The organism is Mesorhizobium comanense (assembly GCF_005503535.1).
Lineage (GTDB): Bacteria > Pseudomonadota > Alphaproteobacteria > Rhizobiales > Rhizobiaceae > Mesorhizobium > Mesorhizobium comanense.
Window position 1 is genome coordinate 305,924 of sequence record NZ_SCNN01000002.1, and the last position, 18,055, is coordinate 323,978.

The following is an 18,055-nucleotide window of genomic DNA, read 5'->3' on the forward strand; positions in this document are numbered from 1 at the left end:
TCAGGCAGTCTCGAAGACGATGCTTCGCTGATCCGGATCGGCCGACACAAGCTTCAGCGTCAGACCGTCGCCCTGTCTGACCCCGGAGGCTTTGACCGTGGCAACGACAGGCATGTCGGCAAGCTGGACGCGAACCCCTTGGTCGACGATGTCCGTCACAGCGGCCTTGAACGTCTCCCCTACGCGATCCCTGAGCATCACCGCCTCGGCAAGGTCGATGGCCGCGTGGTTGATCTGCGCGGCGCGGCTGTCCGCACGCCCCATCACCTTCGGCAATCCGGCGAACGCATCGGTTACGGCCTGCGGCACCGGCTGGCCGTTGGCGATTGCCAGGGCGCAGCGCACGACGTAGCGATCGGCCAGCCGCCTGAGGGGCGCGGTCGCATGGGCATAGGTCGCCGCCATCGCCTCATGCCAGGGAACAACGCCCTCCTTGTAGGGCTGATACGACGCGCCCTGGCCTGCATGGCGGATCTCCAGCATCAGGGCTGCCTGTCGCGGATCGGCCGGATCAAGGGTCCGCTGATAGTCGCGCAGGCTGGCGGAGGCCGGCCAGGACAGCCCGAGCGCCTGTGCTGCGTTGCGCAGTCTCTGCACCTTGAAGGCATCTGGCCCCGACATCACCCGGAACAGGCCGGTATGGTGCGCCAACATGGCGTCGGCAATCGCCATGTTGGCAGCCAGTGAAAGCGCTGCATTGTCTTGCTCGGATTGAAGGATCGGCCTGAACGAAAGCTGGAATGTGCCATCGGCCAGCCTTTCCACCTCTTGCTCGGGCGGGTCGACACGCGAAGCGCCGCGAGCCTGTTCGTTCGCCGCCACGCGCCGCGCCATTTCGGCGAAGCCGGCCGGCACGTCGGCGGGTTGCACGCTGTCATAGGCGAGCTTCGCGCGGCTCTTGATGATGGCTCGCTCCGCGCCATCCAATGTCGCCGCGCCGTCCTGCGCGACCCGAACCGTGAAGATCACCGCCGGGTGTGGTCCGTCGGGCAGCAGGCTCGCCGCGCCTTCGGCAATTACCGGCGGGTAGAGCCCGGCCTTGCCGTCCGGCAGATAGAAGGTCTCGCCCCGCGCCCAGGCTTCGCGATCGATCGCGTCGCCGTCCCCGACGAACCAGGCCACATCGGCAATGGCATAGTGCAGCAGAAGATCGGCGCCGCTGGATTCGATCGAGAACGCCTGGTCGAGATCGGTGGAGGCCGCCGGATCGAGCGTGACAAAGGGCATATCGGTTCGATCGGCATGCTGGTTCGGCACACGTCTGGCCGCCGCGTCCGCCGCCGCCATGACGTCTGCCGGAAATCCATCAGGCACGTGGAATTCGGTGCGGATTTTCGCCAGGCCGGTGGAGAGCGCTTGGGAAGGGTCGGTCAGCGACTTCATGCAGTCGTCCTACACTGGCGCCTGGGAGACGGGAAGGCTGTCCATGAAAATCGTATCGCAGGGCAGGTGCCACGTGAACCGGAACAGAGCACGCGGCACTGGAACTGTCGCCAAAGCGCGACGTTTCTCCTCACAGAAAGGGAGAACCGCAATGCCTGCTACCTCGAAAGCCCAGCAGAAAGCCGCCGGTGCGGCACTTTCCGCCAAGCGCGGCGAGACGAAGAAGAGCGAATTGAAAGGCGCATCGCGCGAGATGTACGACTCCATGAGCGAAAAGCAGCTTGAGGACTTCGCCGAGACCAAGCGCAAGGGACTGCCAGACAAGAAGTCCAGCCACTGAGCTTTTCGCCGGGGCGCATTGTGCGGGTAATGTCGAAAGGCCCACGAAAATGTCGTGGGCCTTTCGGGGTTCATGTGCGGGATACCAGCTATTTGACCCAGTGGCAGCGCCGCACCTTGCGGATGACCACCGTGCGGTGGCCGTGACGCCAGACATATCTCTTTACCTGGACGATGCGGCAGACCTGCTTGTGTCCGTGCCAATGCCGTGCCATCGCCGGTTCAGGGGCGACCGCCATAGATCCGGCGAGCACTGCGGCGCCTGCCAGGGTAAGGAAGAACGTCTTCATTTGGATTGAACTCCTCTAGCTCCAGTCCCTTCTGGTGCCGTTGGCGCAAACCTCCCGCCACATCCGGCATCGGCTCAACGCTCCGAAAGCTATAGCGTTGCGTTTAGGGGTGCCATTCACAAGCTTGACACCGGCCAAATCTCGGTTTAACCACCCCACCAACGCCGGGCAGCGATGTCCGGTGTTTGTTTTGTATGCGCAAGGCCGGCTGCTTCAACCGTTTCCGGTCTTGTTTGAACTGACGTGTCCCGTGGGTTTTCCGCCGCGTTGCGTGGGAGAACCCTGTCAGGTCTCGAAAACGGAGGCCAGAGGAGGGCGCGTTTCCTTCACCCGGACCACGAGGGTTCGGGTGTATTGTTTTGAAAAGGGAATGCGATGAGCAAGCGCGAATCCGCGAAATACAAGATCGACCGCCGTCTCGGCGAAAACATCTGGGGCCGCCCGAAGTCCCCGGTCAACAAGCGTGAATACGGCCCCGGCCAGCACGGCCAGCGCCGCAAGGGCAAGCTTTCCGACTTCGGCCTGCAGCTGCGCGCCAAGCAGAAGCTGAAGGGTCACTACGGCGACGTTTCGGAAAAGCAGTTCCGCAAGGTCTATGAAGAGGCCGACCGCCGCAAGGGCGATACCTCCGAGAACCTGATCGGCCTGCTCGAGTCGCGTCTGGATGCGGTCGTCTACCGCGCCAAGTTCGTGCCGACCATTTTCGCCGCTCGCCAGTTCGTCAACCACGGCCACGTCAACGTCAACGGCAAGCGCGTCAACATCGGCTCGTACCGTTGCAAGCCGGGCGATGTCGTCGAAGTGCGCGAAAAGTCGAAGCAGTTGGTGATCGTGCTGGAATCGGTTGCGCTCGCCGAGCGCGACGTGCCGGATTACATCGAAGCCGATCACAACAAGATGGTCGCGACCTTCTCGCGCATCCCCGGCCTGTCGGACGTTCCGTTCGCCGTGCAGATGGAGCCGAACCTGGTCGTCGAATTCTATTCGCGCTAAGCGAAACGCTTCTTGCGATATCATGGAAAGGCCGCCCGTCGAGGCGGCCTTTTTGTTTGGCGTATCCGCTTTGCCGTTTCGATTTTCCGGCCGATGCGCTAATCCGGGCGCAAGTCACACCCTGGGGCCGCCGTGCCATGAACATGCTGCCAGACGTCGAGATGCTTGAACCGGTCGAGGAAGGCGGCTGCCACCCGCTATTCGCTGCGGTGCCGTCCTCGGTCGAGTTCAACAAACTGCGCAAGCGGCTCTTGCGTCTCACGCGCCAGGCGATCGAGGATTTCTCGATGGTGGAGCCGGGCCAGCGCTGGCTGGTGGCGCTGTCGGGCGGCAAGGACTCATACGGTCTTCTGGCCCTCTTGCTGGATCTCAAATGGCGCGGCCTGCTGCCGGTCGAATTGCTGGCTTGCAACCTCGACCAGGGCCAGCCGAATTTTCCCAAGCACATCCTGCCGGATTATCTGAACGCCAACGGCATCGCGCACCGCATCGAATACCAGGACACCTATTCGGTGGTCACCGACAAGCTGCCGCAGGGCAGCACCTATTGCTCCCTCTGCTCTCGGCTGCGGCGCGGCCATCTCTACCGCATCGCGCGCGAGGAGGGGTGTTCGGCGCTGGTCCTCGGCCATCATCGCGAGGACATTCTCGAGACGTTCTTCATGAACCTGTTCCACGGCGGCCGCCTCGCCGCCATGCCGCCAAAGCTGCTTAACGACGAGGGCGATGTCATGGTGCTTCGCCCGCTGAGCTACTGCGCCGAGATCGACCTCGAGAAATTCGCCACTGCGATGCGGTTCCCGATCATCCCGTGCGATCTCTGCGGCAGCCAGGAAGGGCTTCAGCGCAACGCCATGAAGGCCATGCTGGAAGACATCGAAAGACGCATGCCCGGCCGCAAGGACACGATGATCCGTGCGCTTTCCAACACCAGGCCGTCGCACCTGCTCGACCGAAAACTGTTCGATTTCGCCGCCCTGAACGACACACTCATGACAGGACAAGACGCTTCCGATGACATTTGACGAGACTGCGATCGACTGGCTGGCCGGCTTGCTGGCCGAGGCGGCGGATACCGAGATCATGCCCCGCTTTCGCCGGCTGGGCGATGGCGACATCAGACAGAAAACCTCGGCCGCCGACCTGGTGACGGAAGCGGACGTCAACGCCGAGCGGCTGATCACCGCCAGGCTACGTCAGCGTTATCCCTCGGCCATGGTCGTGGGCGAGGAAGCCTGTTCCGACAATCCGGCACTGCTCGATGGCCTGGGCGACGCCGATCTTGCTTTCGTCATCGATCCGGTCGACGGCACCTTCAATTTCGCCTCCGGCGTGCCGCTGTTCGGCGTCATGCTCGGCGTGGTGGTCAAGGGCGAGACGGTTGCCGGCATCATCCATGATCCCGTGGGCAAGGATTGGCTGATTGGCGCCAAGGGCGCCGGCAGCCACATCCGCCATGCACATGGCGCCATCGAGAAGGTGAAGGTCGCCGCGCCGGCGCCGATCTCGCAGATGACGGGCGCCGTCTCCTGGCAATACATGGCCGAGCCCGACCGCACCCGCCTGGCCTGCAACCAGACCAAGACGCTGTCGCAGTTCAACTACCGCTGTGCCGCCCACGAATACAGGTTGCTTGCCAGCGGCCATGGCCATTTCGTCGTCTACAACAAGCTCATGCCCTGGGATCATCTCGCCGGCGCGCTGATCCATGCCGAGGCCGGCGGTCATGCGGCGCGCTTCGACGGCAGCGCCTATCTGCCCTCGCATGTCGGCGGTGGCCTGCTGGTGGCGCCCGACAAGGAGAGCTGGCTGGAGCTGCGTCGCGAGCTGTGGGCGGAATAGGCCCGACGGCGAAGCTCAATGCAGGTCGGTGACATGCCCTGATACGGGTGGGTTGTGCGGCTGGAACATCTTGCCCCGCTCGGCAATAAGGATCATCAGCAGCGCCGCAACCGAGACGCTGCAGAAGCCCGCGGCAAGCGGTGTCACGGTGCCGTTGAAGGCCTGGCCGATCAGCGCGCCGATGATGGCACCGAGGAAGGTCTGCATGAAGCCCAGTATGGATGCGGCCGTGCCGGCGAGCTCACCGAGAGGCTCCATGGCGAGCGCATTGAAATTCGCGCCCAGGCCGCCGAACGGCAACATCGCGCCGGCAAAGAAGGTGATGAACAGCCAGAGTGGCATCTTCATTTCGAGCGAGACCACCAGCCAGGCAAGGCTGATGCAGAGGAACACGAGCAGCGCGCCCTGTGACAGGCGGCGCATGCCGATCCGTCCGACCAGCCGCGAATTGAGGTAGTTCGAGAAGGCGAGCACACCGGCGACGCCGGCGAAGATGACGGGGAACAGTTCGCCGACATGGAAGATGTCGACATAGATCTGCTGTGCCGAACTGATGAAGCCGAACATCGCCGCGAAGATGAATGTGCTGGCAAAGGCATAGCAAAGCGTGAGGCGATTGGTGAGCACGATGCGAAAGCCCTCGACGACAGAGGCTACCGTCAGCGGCCGGCGATATTCCGGATGCAGCGTCTCCGGCAGGCGCAGCAGCGACCAGGCCGATATGACAAGCGCGCCGACGGCCATGGCCACGAAGATCCAGTGCCAGCTGGCAAACAGCATGATGAGCTGGCCGATGCCAGGCGCCACGACCGGGATCGCCATGAAGACCATGAAGATCAGCGACATGACCTCGGCCATGCGTCGCCCTTCGAATGTGTCACGCACGATCGAGACGGCGATGACGCGTGTCGCGGCGGCGCCGAAACCCTGGACGAGCCGGCAGGTGAGCAGGATCGCGAAACTCGGCGCAATGGCGGCGGCTGCCGCGGCGGCGACATAGACGATCAGGCCGAAGACCAGCGGCGCACGACGCCCGAACCGGTCCGAGATCGGCCCGAAGAAAAGCTGCCCTCCGCCGAAACCGAGCATATAGGCGGTGATGACATACTGGCGGTGGTTTTCGCTCTCGACGCCGAGCGAGGCGCCGATTTGCTGCAGCGCCGGCAGCATGATGTCGATAGCCAGCGAATTCAGCGCCATCAGCGCCGCGCAGAGCGCGATGAATTCCCAGCGCGGAATGGGCAGTTTGCTTGCCTGGGGCAGGGCGCTCGCCCGTTGCTGCGCTGTCGATTGCTGGTCCACGGCAAGTCCGATCTCTCAAACGAAAATGCGCCGGCGGGCCGGCGCATTGGCTCGTCTCGGTCCCGTATCGGGACATGAATTGCCGAGGTGGGGCGGCCTCGGATGCTCAGGGCATGCGCTCAGCGCGTGCCCAATCTTAAATCAGGCAGCGCCTTTGACGCCGACGCCCTTCTCGACCAGGAAGTCCTGCAATTCGCCGGCCTGGAACATTTCGCGCACGATGTCACAGCCGCCGACGAATTCGCCCTTGACGTAGAGCTGCGGGATGGTCGGCCAGTTGGAATAGTCCTTGATGCCCTGGCGCAGTTCAGCCGAATCCAGAACGTTCACGCCTTTGTAGTCGGCGCCGATATAGTCGAGAATCTGGACGACCTGGCCGGAAAAGCCGCACTGCGGGAAGCCGGGCGTGCCCTTCATGAAAAGGACGACGTCGTTGCTCTTCACTTCATTGTCGATGTAGTCGTTGATGCCGCTCATGGACGATCCTTTCACGCCTGTGGGAGTCAGGCTCGAAGCATGTCTTTCAGATAAACCCATAGGTTGCCCGAAACAAGACATTAGCCGCGCCAGCGCCCAAATGGCGCAAACAATGGGCCGGTTTGGGCCAAGCGAGCCAATCGTGCAATCCTTGCTGTCCGCTGCGGCGGGCCACGCGCCCCATGGGCGTGGAAATGCCTAGTCCGGAACGCTGGTCTGCAGCGCCAGCGCGTGCAACACGCCGCCCATATTACCCTTCAGCGCGTCATAGACCATCTGGTGCTGCTGGACGCGGCTTTTTCCACGAAAGCTCTCGGCCACCACTTCCGCCGCGTAATGGTCGCCATCGCCGGCGAGGTCGCGGATCGTCACCCGTGCATCCGGAATGCCGTCCTTGATCAGTTTCTCGATGTCGCGGGCGTCCATTGCCATTCTGTAATTCCTGTGTCGGGCGGGCGGCGTCGCTGCGGCCCGTGCGATGAGAGTCGGGTAAGCCTAGAGCCTTTCCCGCTCGGATTGAAGCGGTTCCGTCCGGCCCGGTCCGATTTGAGGGTCAGATGCTGGCGTCGCCCTGGTCCTGCATCGGATCATCCTCGCGCGTCGAAAAGGCGTGGCCAAGGCTGAAGACCAGTACATAAAGCGGAATGTTGAGCGCCAGATTGACGATCGGCAGATAGCTCGTCATCTCCCAGGCGGATGAGAAGAATGGTTGGCCATAGCCATCGCAGATAAGCGAGGAACCATATTCCCACAGCGCGCCCACGACAGCCGCGGCGAGGAAAAGCTTGATGCAGGTGACGATCCGCTTCGCGCGCGCCGGTTCCGGCAGAATTCGGCTCCAAAGCACCAGGCAGATGATCGGAATGGCATAGATGAGGTTCTGCAGGGCGAGCATCGGCAGCGTGGCGTTTGCCATGGCCAGGAACTGCTCCCGTCTTTCGAGAAGCGGGCAAACCTGGCTCGACGTCGTCGACAGCAAGAAGAAGACGAACGGGCCCAGGCACCAGAAGAAGAAGAACGACGGCCAGAAAACAACTGCGAGCAGCGCCCGGACGGCCAGTGCGTTCAATTGGCCTGATCCATGAAGCGGGGGAACCAGCCTTCATGCGCGGCGGTCAGGTCGCTGACCGCGATTGCCCTGGCGTCGCCGAGCTTCAGCGCGTCACCACCGGTCGAGCCGATCCACGGCGCGAAAATGCCGAGTTCGCCCTGCTGCTTGCGGATGGCGTCCCATTCCTGACCATGGGGGTCAATGGAAAGCGTCAAGAGGTAACGGCCCTGGTCCTCGCCGAACCAGACGGGGATCGGATCGGTGCCGACAAGTCCGGGAACGGTCGCGCCGATGCCGGACGCCATCGCCATTTCGGCCAGGGCGACAGCGATGCCGCCGTCTGAAACGTCGTGCGCCGCCGTGACGATGCCGGAAGCGATCAGCGAGCGCACATGGTCGCCGACGCGTTTCTCATGCTCCAGGTCGACGGGCGGCGGAGGGCCGTCGGTGCGGCCATGGACGTCGCGCATATAGACCGACTGGCCAAGATGCGTTCCCCAGGCGGCGGGCGCCCCCACCAGCAGGATCATCTGGCCCTCGGCGGCGAAACCGATACGCACCATCTTCGACCAGTCCGGTATCAGGCCGACGCCGCCTATGGTCGGCGTCGGCAGGATGCCTTGGCCGTTGGTCTCATTGTAGAGCGAGACATTGCCCGACACGATCGGGAAGCCGAGCGCGCGGCAGGCATCGCCGATGCCTTTCACCGCACCGACCAGCTGACCCATGATTTCGGGGCGCTCGGGATTGCCGAAATTGAGGTTGTCGGTGGCGGCCAGCGGCAGGGCGCCGGTGGCGGTCAGGTTGCGCCAGCATTCGGCGACGGCCTGCTTGCCGCCCTCATAGGGATCGGCCTCGCAGTAGCGCGGCGTCACATCGGATGAGAAGGCCAGCGCCTTGGAGGCATGGCCCTCGACCCGCACGACGCCGGCGTCGCCACCGGGAAGTTGCAGCGAATTGCCCTGGATCAGCGTGTCATACTGCTCCCATACCCAGCGGCGCGAGGACAGATCGGGTCCGCCGAGCAGCTTCAGCAGCGCATCGGCGACATCCGCATGCGGGACGTCGTTGGCGGCCAGCGGCGCCGGCTTCTTGGGCTCGATCCAGGGACGGTCGTATTCCGGGGCCTTGTCGCCGAGATCCTTGATCGGCAGGTCGGCGACCTGATCGCCCTGATGCAGGACACGGAAGCGCAAATCGTCGGTGGTCTTGCCGACGATGGCGAAGTCGAGCCCCCATTTGTGGAAGATCGCCTCGGCCTCCTTCTCTTTCTCGGGGCGCAGCACCATCAGCATGCGCTCCTGGCTTTCCGAAAGCATCATCTCATAGGCGCTCATGCGCTCCTCGCGCACCGGCACCTTGTCGAGATCGAGCTCGATGCCGAGGTCGCCCTTGGCGCCCATCTCGACTGCCGAACAGGTGAGGCCGGCCGCGCCCATGTCCTGGATGGCGATGACCGCGCCCGAGGCCATCAGCTCCAGGCAGGCTTCCAGCAGGCACTTTTCGGTGAAGGGGTCGCCGACCTGAACGGTCGGGCGCTTCTCGTCGATCTTGTCGTCGAATTCGGCCGACGCCATGGTGGCGCCGCCGACACCGTCGCGGCCTGTCTTGGCGCCGAGATAGACGACCGGCAGGCCGACGCCCTTGGCTTCCGACAGGAAGATCGCATCGGTCTTGGCCAGGCCAGCCGCGAAGGCGTTGACCAGGATGTTACCGTTGTAGCGGGCGTCGAAATTGACCTCGCCGCCGACCGTCGGCACGCCGAAAGCATTGCCATAGCCGCCGACGCCAGAAACCACGCCTGCCACGAGATGCCTGGTCTTGGGATGGTCCGGTGCACCGAAGCGCAGCGCGTTCATCGCCGCGATCGGCCGCGCACCCATGGTGAAGACGTCGCGCAGGATGCCGCCGACACCGGTCGCGGCACCCTGGTAGGGCTCGATGAAGGAGGGATGGTTGTGGCTTTCCATCTTGAAGACGACGCAGTCGCCGTCGCCAATGTCGACCACGCCTGCATTCTCGCCCGGTCCCTGGATGACCTGCGGACCCGTGGTGGGCAGCGTGCGCAGCCATTTCTTCGAGGATTTGTAGGAGCAGTGTTCGTTCCACATCGCCGAAAAAATGCCGAGTTCGGTGAAGCTCGGCTCGCGCCCGACCAGATCGAGGATGCGCTGATACTCGTCGGGCTTCAGCCCGTGGGCGGCAATGAGCTCTGATGTGATCGGCATGGAATTGGAAATGGTCATGGGCGGTGATGTATGTCCATGGAAGTGGGGATTTGAGTCCCCTCTTATCGCAAGCCGACAGGCCGATACACCCATCGATTGACGAAAAACGCAGGAAAACCGGACAAAGCGAGCAGTCGCTCCGGCCAGATCGTCATCCCGCGAACTGATCCGGTTCAGGAAAAACTGTCGTAGCCCGCCCGGCCTTCGTCCAGCAGCCGCCTGATCACCGCTACGCCGCCGGCGATGTCCTCGCGCCGCCTCGGCTGTGAAACCCCGAAGCGCACGCCATGGAAAACCCGCTCCGACCGCCCGGCCTTGAACTCGTCCTCGTCGTCGATCAGCACGCCGTGCTCCAGGCAGGCATTCTTGAACGTGCCGGAAAGCCAGGGATCGGGCAGGGTTAGCCAGACGAACGGCACCTTGTCATGCGCCTTGAAGCCGAAGCCTGCCAGGCTCTCGCGCACGATGGATATGCGGGCGCCGATCTCGGCAATGCTGCGCTTGCGGATATCGCCGGCCTGGCCAGACAGAACCAGCCGCGCATTCACTTCCGCCAGCAGGAACGGCATGCCGCCGGTCATCATCTTGTGGGCGACGCGGATGCGGTGGCGATAGGCGGGCGGGCAGGAGAGCCAGCCGCCGCGCACCCCGGCGGCGACCGATTTCGAGAGGCCGCCGGCGACGATGGTGCGCTCCGGCGCGTATTCGGCCAAAAGCGGCGTCGGGTCGTCGGTCAGATGGCCGTAGAGATCATCCTCGATCAGGATGACATTGTATTCCCGCGCGACGCGCGCGATCGCTTCGCGACGCGTCGCCGACAAGGTGGCCAGGGTCGGGTTCTGCGCCGTGGGCATCAGAAACATCATCCTGGGGTGCTTCTGCGCGCAGACACGTTCGAAATCCGTCGGGTCCAGGCCTTCGTCGTCCGACGCCACCAGTGCCGTGCGCCGCCCGATCAGGCCGGCGCTGCGGGAAATCTGCGAGTAGGTGAGGTGCTCGAAGGCGACGTAGTCGCCGGGCGTCGTAAGGGCAGCGATCGCACCGATGACTGCCGCATGCGTGCCGAGCGTCGGGACGACCGTATCGGCCGTTGGCCGGAAGGAATTGCGCGACAGCCACCGGGCGCCGGCTTCATGCCAGCGGTCCGGAAAGTCGCGCGTGTAGCTGGAAATCTCATGCGGATGATCTTGTGCCGCGCGCGACAGCACGTCGGCTACAATGGCGCCCTGGCCAATATCGGGCGCCGCGGTGCTATCGAACCGCAGCTTGTCCTTGGGGGCATCCACATAGCGCGTGCCTTCGACACTGACATCGGGCTCTTGCGGCTGGTCACCGTCCGCGCTCTGGCCGAGCACATAGGTTCCCCGTCCGACTTCGCCGCTGACGAGACCGCGCTCGCGCAGCAACTGGTAGGCGCGCCCAACCGTGCCGACAGTGGCGCCGATGTCGTAGGCAAGGTCGCGCTGCGGCGGCAGTTTTACCCCCGCGCCGATCACGCCCCGATCGATATCCGCTTCTATGGAGTCCGCCAGGCGCTGATAGAGCGGCCCGGAGCCCGTGAGATCTGGAATCCAATTTGTCATGGTGACAATTTTGTATATTGCACCGTTTTGAGAGTCAATACATATCACGATTGCGCCATGAAAGGGTGCAATTGATCATTTTGGCAGAAAGAAAATGGATACAATCGCAACAATCCGTCATCCGACAACCGAATTGCTACGCCAGCCGGGCCGCCCGTCGGCGCGGCGAGGTTTCGTCGGCCGCTTTGTGCAGGTGGTGATATCGCTAGCGAGATGGATCGACCATTTGCTGGAGCGCCGCCGCAGCCGGTTGGCATTGCTCGAGATGACGGATGACCAACTCAAGGACATCGGTATCTCCCGCTGCGACGCGCATCGAGAGGGCATCAAGCCGTTCTGGGAATAAGAACTGCGTTTACCCAGCGCCTGCTGTCCTGAGGCGTGCGAGAGCGTGATCGGCAAGAATCGCGACGACCGATATCACCAGGAACAATAGGGTTATGGCGAGCGCCGCGATGGCGACGCTGCCGATGCCGTTGTGGGCGATATCCAGGAAGGGGTAGGGCACTTCGCCCGCCAGCGGCGCCCGCGCCAGAACGTAGGCCAGATAGGCGACGGGATAGAGCACCCACCACGAAATGTCGCTCCATCGCGTCCTGCCGTCGGCACCAGATACGAGCCACCACACAACGAAGAGGATGGGCGCCGCGTAGTGCAGCAGCACATCGCATAGCAGGAACAGGCCCTGCGGCTGCCATAGCCGCGCCAGAACGGTGGCGTAGACGATGGACACCAGCGTGATCGAGACCGCGACCCCTGCACGCATGCGTGATCCCGCGAAGGCCGGCAACCACGCATAGCCGGTGGACGACAGAAGCGAGATGTGGACGAGCACCGCGCCGATGTTGGTCAGGATGGTGAAGAAGCTGAAATAGAAGACGACAGAGCCGAACAGGCCGCGGCCCGCCGCCATCGATGCCGGCATGGTGATCGCGAACTGCAGCACGAGCCCGATCAGGCCAAGGACCAGTCCCGCAATCTGCAGGAGCCGGCTCATCGCGGGCTTACGCGGCGGCCGTGCAGGACGGATTGCCTGCCTGCCAGCGGGCAACGTCGGAGCCGATGCGCGCGCCGAGCGGATCGTTCATCAGCGGCCCGAACACGTCGACGCGGCTCGAATTGCCTTGTGCCTGCACGACCAGAAGCGGCTTGCCGCCATAGTGCTTGGCCGGCACCAGCAGGAATCGAGGCGTGCCGCTGAACGAATTCAGTTCGTTCGCCATCTGATACTGCTTGAAGGCCGGGTCCTTGCTGGCGATCCAGCATTTGTGGGCCGCGATCGCAACCTGTTCCATGGCAAGCAGCGATGCGCTCTTGCCCGAGGGGACAGGCGTGCTCTTCTGGCTCGACTGGCACGACGCCAGCGCCAGGCCTGCCACGGCAACGAAGGCGATCGTCTTGGCTCTGGTCAAGCTGCACCCATCTCCAGTTCGGACAGAAAGACCTTCAGGCCGTCCGTCATCTCGCCCCAGACCCGGGACAGGGCGGGATGCTGCAAGGCGATCTGCTCATAGGCCTCGAATTTCGGGTAGGCGTCGAGCAGGTCGGCGCGGCCGGTCATGGCGCGGAAATTGTTGAAGACGAAACGGGTCGGCGTCAGCCAGGCATCGGCGAAGCTGATGTCGTTGCCAAGCGCGAAAGGTCCTTGCGCCATGCGCGCCTCGATCGCCGCCAGCCCGTGGTGAAGGCGGACGAACTGGGCATCGATCTCGGCGGTGTTTCGCTTCTGCACGAAATGCAGCTCGAAGAGCTTCATCGTCGGCGTCAGCACGTCGAGATCGGTGATGCGCGAGAACATGCGCACCAGGGCGCGGTCCCTGGAATCGGCCGGCAGCAGCGCCGGTTCCGGAAACCGTTCCTCGAGATATTCCGCGATGACGACCGATTCGACGATCGTTTCGCCTGAGCCGGTGATCAGCACCGGAATCCGGTTCATGGGCGAGATGGCGCGAAACTGTTCGGGGATCGGAAAGCCCGGCGGCGGCGCGATGACCTTGAGCGGCACGTCCTTGATATAGGCCAGCGCCCGCACGATCGACGAGTAGGGCGACAACGGCCGCGAATAGAGTTTCATGACCGTTTCTCCCCGGAATTGTTATTTTGATTCACCGCAATTCTTAAGGCTGCGGTTGCAAACTTCAAGCGGCAATGCCGAGGGCGCCTTCGAACAACGCCCTTCCGTCGCTGCCGCCATGGGCTGCTTCGATCAGGTTTTCGGGGTGTGGCATCAGGCCGAGCACATTGCCCTTGTCGCTGACGATGCCGGCGATGTCGTTGATCGAGCCGTTGGGATTGGTGCCCTCGGCGTAGCGGAACACCACTTGGCCCTCACCTTCGAGGCGGGCAAGCGTCTCGGCGTCGGCGAAGTAATTGCCGTCATGATGCGCCACCGGCGAACGGATGATCTGGCCCGGCTGGTAGCGCCGGGTGAACATGGTGTTGGCATTCGTGATCTCGAGCTTCACCTGCCGGCAGACGAATTTCAGCGAGGAATTGCGCATAAGCGCGCCCGGCAGCAGGCCGGCCTCGACCAGGATCTGGAACCCGTTGCAGACGCCGACGACCATGACCCCCTTGGCGGCCTTTTCGGCGACCGCACGCATCACCGGCATGCGCGCCGCGATGGCGCCGCATCGCAGATAATCACCGAACGAAAAGCCACCGGGAATGGCGATCAGGTCGACGTCGGGAATTTCGGTGTCGGTTTGCCAGACGGTGGCCGGCGCGTGTCCGGAAATCTTGGTCAGCGCCGCGATCATGTCGCGGTCACGGTTGAGGCCGGGGAGGAGGACGACGGCTGATTTCATGGCAGTTCCCGTTCGTTGATCCGACGCAGATACCGGGGTGGGACGTGGTTGGTCAACCAGACGCCATTGTCAGAGAGGAAGAACATCGCCCCATCGCTCGCCATTGCGGCCGAGTCGACCTGCAAGATAACATCTTTGCCCTTGCGCCGCCGCGTGACAATCAGGGCCGTTTCAACGTCCTTTGACAAATGTACGTGCTGGCGGGACTGTCGGGTCAGACCCTCTCTCAGGATGCTGGCAAGGAATTCATCCTTGGTTCCGTGGAAGAGAACATCTGGCGGAGCCGTAGGCTGCAGCCCCAAGTCTACATCGATGCTATGGCCTTGCACCGCCCGAATGCGGTTCCCTTCCAAGGCAAAGCGCTTTTTGGGGTTCTCTTCAACGATGCGCAATACGTCTGCGGTGGACGCCCCGAATTTCGTATGCAGAGACTTGCAGAGTGCGTCGAAATCCGCCCAGCCGTTTTCATCTAGCACCAACTCCGCTTGTTCCGGAGCATGTCGCAGGACAAGGCTCATGAACTTTGAGAGTTGGACGTCATTGGGCACGTTTAGCCAATCTCTACCGCGTAATTCTCAATCACCGTATTCGCCAGCAGCTTGTCGCACATGGCCTTCAGGTCGGCCTCGGCCTTGGCCTTGTCGGTCCCGGCGAGTTCGACGTCGAACACCTTGCCCTGGCGCACCTGGCCGACGCCGTCAAAGCCCAGCCCCGACAGTGCGTGTTCGATTGCCTTGCCTTGCGGGTCGAGCACGCCGTTCTTGAGGGTGACGGTAATGCGGGCCTTGATCACGCTGGATATGCTCCTGTTCTGAATAGAGGATTGCAAGCCGCTGTCAGTGCGGCTTGCCCTTGAAGCCGTCGGTCGACGCGACCAGCACCGGGCCTGTGGGGCGCGGCGGCTCGTTTTCGTTCATGATGCCGAGGCGGCGGGCGACTTCCTGATAGGCCTCCACGAGGCCGCCCATGTCGCGGCGGAACCGGTCCTTGTCCAGCTTGTCCTGCGTCGCCACGTCCCAGAGGCGGCAGGAGTCCGGCGAAATCTCGTCGGCGACGACGATGCGCATCATGTCGCCTTCGAACAGGCGCCCGCACTCGATCTTGAAGTCGACGAGCTGGATGCCGACGCCCATGAACAGGCCGGACAGGAAGTCGTTGACGCGGATGGCGAGCGCCATGATGTCGTCGATCTCCTGCGGGCTCGCCCAGCCGAACGCCGTGATGTGCTCTTCCGACACCATCGGATCGTCGAGCGCGTCGGCCTTGTAATAGAATTCGATGATCGAGCGCGGCAGCACGGTGCCTTCCTCGATGCCGAGCCGCTTCGACAGCGAGCCGGCGGCGACGTTGCGCACGACAACCTCGAGCGGAATGATCTCGACTTCCTTGATCAGCTGCTCGCGCATGTTGAGCCGGCGGATGAAGTGGGTCGGAATGCCCATGCGGTTCAAATGGTTGAAAATGTGCTCGGAAATGCGGTTGTTGAGCACGCCCTTGCCATCGACCACTTCGTGCTTCTTCTTGTTGAAAGCGGTGGCGTCATCCTTGAAGAACTGGATCAGCGTGCCCGGTTCGGGACCCTCATAGAGGATCTTGGCCTTGCCTTCATAAATGCGGCGGCGATTTTTCATTTGATTTTTTCTCTGGATTTGCGGGCAGGCGGCAAGCGACCAGTTCCTGTCCGTCTGCCTAAATTAGTGCGGCGACGGTAGCGTTCAATGCCGGTGTCTATCGTAATCGTATTGTTTGCTCAATCGTGAAATCCTTCCAATCAACCGCTTTCGGGACTGAAATGCCGCAGCGCAGCATGCCACGAAGCGTATTGACCGGCTCGCGACCTTTTGGTTTGTGCTTCGGCAACACACATATTCACCGCAAACGAATCGGATTTGACCCGGAGGGACGCCATGAGCAGCATGAAAGACCGCGAAGAGGGCTTCGAGCGCAAATTCGCTTTTGACGAGGAGCTTCGGTTCAAGGCTTCCGCCCGCCGCAACAAGGCGCTCGGCCTGTGGGCTGCCGAAAAGCTCGGCAAGTCTGGTGCTGACGCCGATGCCTACGCCAAGGAAGTCGTGATTTCCGATATCGAGGAAGCCGGAGACCATGACGTTTTCCGCAAAATCCGCAGGGATTTCGATGCCGCAGGCGTCGACCAGTCGGACCACCAGATCCGCCGCACCATGGACGAGTTGATGGCGCAGGCGATCGAGCAGATCAAGAACACCTGATCTCCACAGCTGGACCAATCGACCGCCCGGCATCACCGGGCGGTTTTTCTTTGCCTTTGCCGCAGTTTCCGGCTGAAACTGCGATCCTTAACAAGGAAAGAGATTAGATGTCGCTGAAGTCCCGCCTTGCCGCCGATGAAACGCTGGTGACCGCCTGGTCCGGCGTGCCGGATGCCCTGACCGTCGAGATCCTGGCCAAGCAAGGGTTCGACGCGGTCACGCTCGACATGCAGCATGGCGGCCATCACGAGGACAGCGTGCTGCGCGGCCTCGTGCCCGTGCTTGCCGCCAACAAGCCGGCGCTTGTGCGCATCCCGGTCGGACGCTTCGATATGGCAAGCCGAGTGCTCGATTTCGGCGCCGAGGCGGTCATTGCGCCGATGGTGAACTCGGTGGCCGACGCGAAACTGTTCGCGGCGGCGATGAAATACCCGCCGCTCGGCGAGCGGTCCTGGGGGCCGACCTACGCCTTCCCGCGCCATGGCAAGGGCGACCATGCCGAGTGGCTGCGCGACACCAACCAGCGCACCATGGCTTTCGCGATGGTCGAGACAAGGGCCGCGCTCGATGCGCTCGACGGCATCCTCGACACGCCCGGCATCGACGGCATTTTCCTCGGGCCATCCGATTTTTCGATCGCCTGGACCAACGGCGCCACCGTCAGTTCGACGCTGGAGAGCATGATGGAGACCGTGGCCTCGGTTGCCGAGCGCACCCGCAAGGCCGGCAAGCACGCCGCGATCTATGTCGTCGAACCGGCGATCGCCGGCCGGGTCGTGTCGATGGGCTACCGCCTGCTTGCCACCGGCTCCGAACACGCGCTGATTTCGCTGGGCGCCAAGACCTTGCTCAAGGGCATCAAGGATTCGATCGGCGCCTGAGACACCGCACCGGGAGGCTCTAGGCCTTCAGTTCCGTCAGGAACTTGGCGAAGGTCATTGAGCCTTCCGGCCACGGACCGAAGCCCGAATCGGCGTTGAGATGGCCGGCTTCGCCGGCATCGATGAACAGCGAGCCCCATGCGGCGGCGATATCCTCGGCGACCTCGAAGGCGCAGAACGGGTCGTTGCGGCTGGCGATCACCATCGAGGGGAAGGGCAGCGGCTCGCGTGAATAGGGTCCGAAGGTCATCAGGTGCCTCGGACGGATCTCGGGATTGGAGACGTCGGGCGGTGCCACGAAGAAGGCGCCGGCCACCGGCTTCACGAATTGCGGAATGGCCTGGACGGCCGCCGCCACCCCCAGCGAATGCGCGACCAGGACCACCGGCTTCTCGGCCTCGTTGACCGCCTTGGCCACGTTCGCCGTCCAGTCCTCGCACACTGGCTTCGACCATTCCGCCTGCTCGACGCGCCGCGCCGTCGAGAGTTTCGACTGCCAGCGCGTCTGCCAGTGCTCGGGTCCGGAATTGGTGTAACCCGGAATGATGAGGATATCTGCGTCTTTGACTTTCATGCCGCTGAGATAGCGAGCGAGATTGTCTCATGCAACCGTTGACGGCGACGCTTCTGCTCGTATCGGTGAACACCATG

23 protein-coding genes are annotated in these 18,055 nt (G+C 63.0%); 7 read left to right on the plus strand and 16 right to left on the minus strand.

What is annotated here, in order from left to right; genetic code table 11:
• The gene (locus FFS37_RS05835; RefSeq protein ID WP_137929987.1) at window positions 1–1,383 is read right to left on the minus strand and encodes an RNB domain-containing ribonuclease; all 1,383 of its coding nucleotides are present in this window, start codon (window positions 1,381–1,383) and stop codon (window positions 1–3) included.
• A 151-nt stretch (window positions 1,384–1,534) separates the two neighbouring features.
• Between FFS37_RS05835 and FFS37_RS05840 the strand changes: the two genes are divergently transcribed.
• Entirely contained in the window at window positions 1,535–1,723 is a 189-nt protein-coding gene (locus FFS37_RS05840) for a DUF3008 family protein (RefSeq protein WP_137929988.1), read from the plus strand.
• Window positions 1,724–1,811: 88 nt separating this feature from the next.
• Here the strand turns inward: FFS37_RS05840 and FFS37_RS05845 are convergent, their stop codons facing one another.
• Window positions 1,812–2,012: a hypothetical protein gene (locus tag FFS37_RS05845; RefSeq protein WP_137929989.1), complete on the minus strand. Its 201-nt coding sequence runs from the start codon at window positions 2,010–2,012 to the stop codon at window positions 1,812–1,814.
• 375 nt (window positions 2,013–2,387) lie between these two features.
• Between FFS37_RS05845 and rpsD the strand changes: the two genes are divergently transcribed.
• The 3 genes from rpsD to FFS37_RS05860 all read left to right on the plus strand — a co-directional run bounded on the left by rpsD (window position 2,388) and on the right by FFS37_RS05860 (window position 4,847).
• On the plus strand, window positions 2,388–3,005 hold the full coding sequence (gene rpsD / locus FFS37_RS05850; RefSeq protein WP_137929990.1) for a 30S ribosomal protein S4: 618 nt from the start codon (window positions 2,388–2,390) through the stop codon (window positions 3,003–3,005).
• A gap of 137 nt (window positions 3,006–3,142) precedes the next feature.
• Window positions 3,143–4,030, plus strand: a complete 888-nt coding sequence (gene ttcA / locus FFS37_RS05855; protein ID WP_137929991.1) for a tRNA 2-thiocytidine(32) synthetase TtcA — start codon at window positions 3,143–3,145, stop codon at window positions 4,028–4,030.
• Window positions 4,020–4,847, plus strand: coding sequence for an inositol monophosphatase family protein (locus FFS37_RS05860; protein ID WP_137929992.1), 828 nt, complete (start codon window positions 4,020–4,022; stop codon window positions 4,845–4,847). Before ttcA ends, FFS37_RS05860 begins: the two co-directional genes overlap by 11 nt.
• 15 nt (window positions 4,848–4,862) lie before the next feature.
• On the opposite strand, the gene FFS37_RS05865 is transcribed toward FFS37_RS05860, so the two are convergent.
• The 6 genes from FFS37_RS05865 to FFS37_RS05890 all read right to left on the minus strand — a co-directional run bounded on the left by FFS37_RS05865 (window position 4,863) and on the right by FFS37_RS05890 (window position 11,488).
• Entirely contained in the window at window positions 4,863–6,086 is a 1,224-nt protein-coding gene (locus tag FFS37_RS05865; RefSeq protein WP_171026193.1) for a multidrug effflux MFS transporter, read from the minus strand.
• A 204-nt stretch (window positions 6,087–6,290) separates the two neighbouring features.
• Complete coding sequence (gene grxD / locus FFS37_RS05870; RefSeq protein ID WP_137929993.1) at window positions 6,291–6,626, minus strand: Grx4 family monothiol glutaredoxin; 336 nt, start codon at window positions 6,624–6,626, stop codon at window positions 6,291–6,293.
• Between the two features lie 198 nt (window positions 6,627–6,824).
• Window positions 6,825–7,058, minus strand: coding sequence for a BolA/IbaG family iron-sulfur metabolism protein (locus FFS37_RS05875; RefSeq protein ID WP_056562227.1), 234 nt, complete (start codon window positions 7,056–7,058; stop codon window positions 6,825–6,827).
• Window positions 7,059–7,179: 121 nt separating this feature from the next.
• Window positions 7,180–7,695 (minus strand): hypothetical protein, encoded by a 516-nt coding sequence (locus FFS37_RS05880; protein WP_137929994.1) that lies wholly within the window; start codon window positions 7,693–7,695, stop codon window positions 7,180–7,182.
• On the minus strand, window positions 7,692–9,923 hold the full coding sequence (gene purL, locus FFS37_RS05885) for a phosphoribosylformylglycinamidine synthase subunit PurL (protein WP_137929995.1): 2,232 nt from the start codon (window positions 9,921–9,923) through the stop codon (window positions 7,692–7,694). The genes FFS37_RS05880 and purL overlap by 4 nt, the downstream gene beginning before the upstream one ends.
• 155 nt (window positions 9,924–10,078) lie before the next feature.
• Window positions 10,079–11,488 carry an aminotransferase-like domain-containing protein gene (locus FFS37_RS05890; protein ID WP_137929996.1) on the minus strand — a complete coding sequence of 470 codons (1,410 nt, stop codon included), beginning with the start codon at window positions 11,486–11,488 and terminating at the stop codon, window positions 10,079–10,081.
• A gap of 94 nt (window positions 11,489–11,582) precedes the next feature.
• Here FFS37_RS05890 and FFS37_RS05895 point away from each other — a divergent pair, with 94 nt between their 5' ends.
• Window positions 11,583–11,834 carry a DUF1127 domain-containing protein gene (locus tag FFS37_RS05895; protein WP_137929997.1) on the plus strand — a complete coding sequence of 84 codons (252 nt, stop codon included), beginning with the start codon at window positions 11,583–11,585 and terminating at the stop codon, window positions 11,832–11,834.
• 9 nt (window positions 11,835–11,843) lie between these two features.
• Here FFS37_RS05895 and FFS37_RS05900 read toward each other — a convergent pair whose 3' ends face one another.
• The 7 genes from FFS37_RS05900 to purC all read right to left on the minus strand — a co-directional run bounded on the left by FFS37_RS05900 (window position 11,844) and on the right by purC (window position 15,926).
• Entirely contained in the window at window positions 11,844–12,485 is a 642-nt protein-coding gene (locus tag FFS37_RS05900; protein ID WP_137929998.1) for a Pr6Pr family membrane protein, read from the minus strand.
• Window positions 12,486–12,492: 7 nt separating this feature from the next.
• A complete protein-coding gene (locus tag FFS37_RS05905; protein WP_137929999.1) occupies window positions 12,493–12,900 on the minus strand; it encodes a hypothetical protein in 408 nt (135 codons plus the stop codon).
• On the minus strand, window positions 12,897–13,562 hold the full coding sequence (locus tag FFS37_RS05910) for a glutathione S-transferase family protein (RefSeq protein ID WP_137930000.1): 666 nt from the start codon (window positions 13,560–13,562) through the stop codon (window positions 12,897–12,899). The genes FFS37_RS05905 and FFS37_RS05910 overlap by 4 nt, the downstream gene beginning before the upstream one ends.
• Before the next feature lie 64 nt (window positions 13,563–13,626).
• Window positions 13,627–14,295 carry a phosphoribosylformylglycinamidine synthase subunit PurQ gene (gene purQ / locus FFS37_RS05915; RefSeq protein WP_137930001.1) on the minus strand — a complete coding sequence of 223 codons (669 nt, stop codon included), beginning with the start codon at window positions 14,293–14,295 and terminating at the stop codon, window positions 13,627–13,629.
• Window positions 14,292–14,843 (minus strand): RNA 2'-phosphotransferase, encoded by a 552-nt coding sequence (locus tag FFS37_RS05920; RefSeq protein ID WP_269750804.1) that lies wholly within the window; start codon window positions 14,841–14,843, stop codon window positions 14,292–14,294. Before FFS37_RS05920 ends, purQ begins: the two co-directional genes overlap by 4 nt.
• Before the next feature lie 2 nt (window positions 14,844–14,845).
• Window positions 14,846–15,088: a phosphoribosylformylglycinamidine synthase subunit PurS gene (gene purS, locus FFS37_RS05925; protein WP_137930003.1), complete on the minus strand. Its 243-nt coding sequence runs from the start codon at window positions 15,086–15,088 to the stop codon at window positions 14,846–14,848.
• A gap of 43 nt (window positions 15,089–15,131) precedes the next feature.
• A complete protein-coding gene (purC, locus tag FFS37_RS05930; RefSeq protein ID WP_137930004.1) occupies window positions 15,132–15,926 on the minus strand; it encodes a phosphoribosylaminoimidazolesuccinocarboxamide synthase in 795 nt (264 codons plus the stop codon).
• A 276-nt stretch (window positions 15,927–16,202) separates the two neighbouring features.
• Here purC and FFS37_RS05935 point away from each other — a divergent pair, with 276 nt between their 5' ends.
• Together FFS37_RS05935 and FFS37_RS05940 are read left to right on the plus strand one after the other, a co-directional pair.
• The gene (locus tag FFS37_RS05935; RefSeq protein ID WP_137930005.1) at window positions 16,203–16,523 is read left to right on the plus strand and encodes a DUF1476 domain-containing protein; all 321 of its coding nucleotides are present in this window, start codon (window positions 16,203–16,205) and stop codon (window positions 16,521–16,523) included.
• Between the two features lie 107 nt (window positions 16,524–16,630).
• Window positions 16,631–17,404: an HpcH/HpaI aldolase family protein gene (locus FFS37_RS05940; RefSeq protein ID WP_137930006.1), complete on the plus strand. Its 774-nt coding sequence runs from the start codon at window positions 16,631–16,633 to the stop codon at window positions 17,402–17,404.
• 19 nt (window positions 17,405–17,423) lie between these two features.
• Here FFS37_RS05940 and FFS37_RS05945 read toward each other — a convergent pair whose 3' ends face one another.
• On the minus strand, window positions 17,424–17,978 hold the full coding sequence (locus tag FFS37_RS05945) for an RBBP9/YdeN family alpha/beta hydrolase (protein WP_137930007.1): 555 nt from the start codon (window positions 17,976–17,978) through the stop codon (window positions 17,424–17,426).
• Window positions 17,979–18,055: the final 77 nt, after the last annotated feature.

What these genes read in the sequence shown, in the direction of transcription:
- FFS37_RS05835 (WP_137929987.1), bottom strand. Translation starts at nt 1,383, where the DNA reads ATGAAGTCGCTGACCGACCCTTCCCAAGCGCTCTCCACCGGCCTGGCG.
- FFS37_RS05840 (WP_137929988.1), top strand. Translation starts at nt 1,535, where the DNA reads ATGCCTGCTACCTCGAAAGCCCAGCAGAAAGCCGCCGGTGCGGCACTT.
- FFS37_RS05845 (WP_137929989.1), bottom strand. Translation starts at nt 2,012, where the DNA reads ATGAAGACGTTCTTCCTTACCCTGGCAGGCGCCGCAGTGCTCGCCGGA.
- rpsD (WP_137929990.1), top strand. Translation starts at nt 2,388, where the DNA reads ATGAGCAAGCGCGAATCCGCGAAATACAAGATCGACCGCCGTCTCGGC.
- ttcA (WP_137929991.1), top strand. Translation starts at nt 3,143, where the DNA reads ATGAACATGCTGCCAGACGTCGAGATGCTTGAACCGGTCGAGGAAGGC.
- FFS37_RS05860 (WP_137929992.1), top strand. Translation starts at nt 4,020, where the DNA reads ATGACATTTGACGAGACTGCGATCGACTGGCTGGCCGGCTTGCTGGCC.
- grxD (WP_137929993.1), bottom strand. Translation starts at nt 6,626, where the DNA reads ATGAGCGGCATCAACGACTACATCGACAATGAAGTGAAGAGCAACGAC.
- FFS37_RS05875 (WP_056562227.1), bottom strand. Translation starts at nt 7,058, where the DNA reads ATGGCAATGGACGCCCGCGACATCGAGAAACTGATCAAGGACGGCATT.
- purL (WP_137929995.1), bottom strand. Translation starts at nt 9,923, where the DNA reads ATGACCATTTCCAATTCCATGCCGATCACATCAGAGCTCATTGCCGCC.
- FFS37_RS05890 (WP_137929996.1), bottom strand. Translation starts at nt 11,488, where the DNA reads ATGACAAATTGGATTCCAGATCTCACGGGCTCCGGGCCGCTCTATCAG.
- FFS37_RS05895 (WP_137929997.1), top strand. Translation starts at nt 11,583, where the DNA reads ATGGATACAATCGCAACAATCCGTCATCCGACAACCGAATTGCTACGC.
- FFS37_RS05900 (WP_137929998.1), bottom strand. Translation starts at nt 12,485, where the DNA reads ATGAGCCGGCTCCTGCAGATTGCGGGACTGGTCCTTGGCCTGATCGGG.
- FFS37_RS05910 (WP_137930000.1), bottom strand. Translation starts at nt 13,562, where the DNA reads ATGAAACTCTATTCGCGGCCGTTGTCGCCCTACTCGTCGATCGTGCGG.
- purQ (WP_137930001.1), bottom strand. Translation starts at nt 14,295, where the DNA reads ATGAAATCAGCCGTCGTCCTCCTCCCCGGCCTCAACCGTGACCGCGAC.
- purC (WP_137930004.1), bottom strand. Translation starts at nt 15,926, where the DNA reads ATGAAAAATCGCCGCCGCATTTATGAAGGCAAGGCCAAGATCCTCTAT.
- FFS37_RS05935 (WP_137930005.1), top strand. Translation starts at nt 16,203, where the DNA reads ATGAGCAGCATGAAAGACCGCGAAGAGGGCTTCGAGCGCAAATTCGCT.
- FFS37_RS05940 (WP_137930006.1), top strand. Translation starts at nt 16,631, where the DNA reads ATGTCGCTGAAGTCCCGCCTTGCCGCCGATGAAACGCTGGTGACCGCC.
- FFS37_RS05945 (WP_137930007.1), bottom strand. Translation starts at nt 17,978, where the DNA reads ATGAAAGTCAAAGACGCAGATATCCTCATCATTCCGGGTTACACCAAT.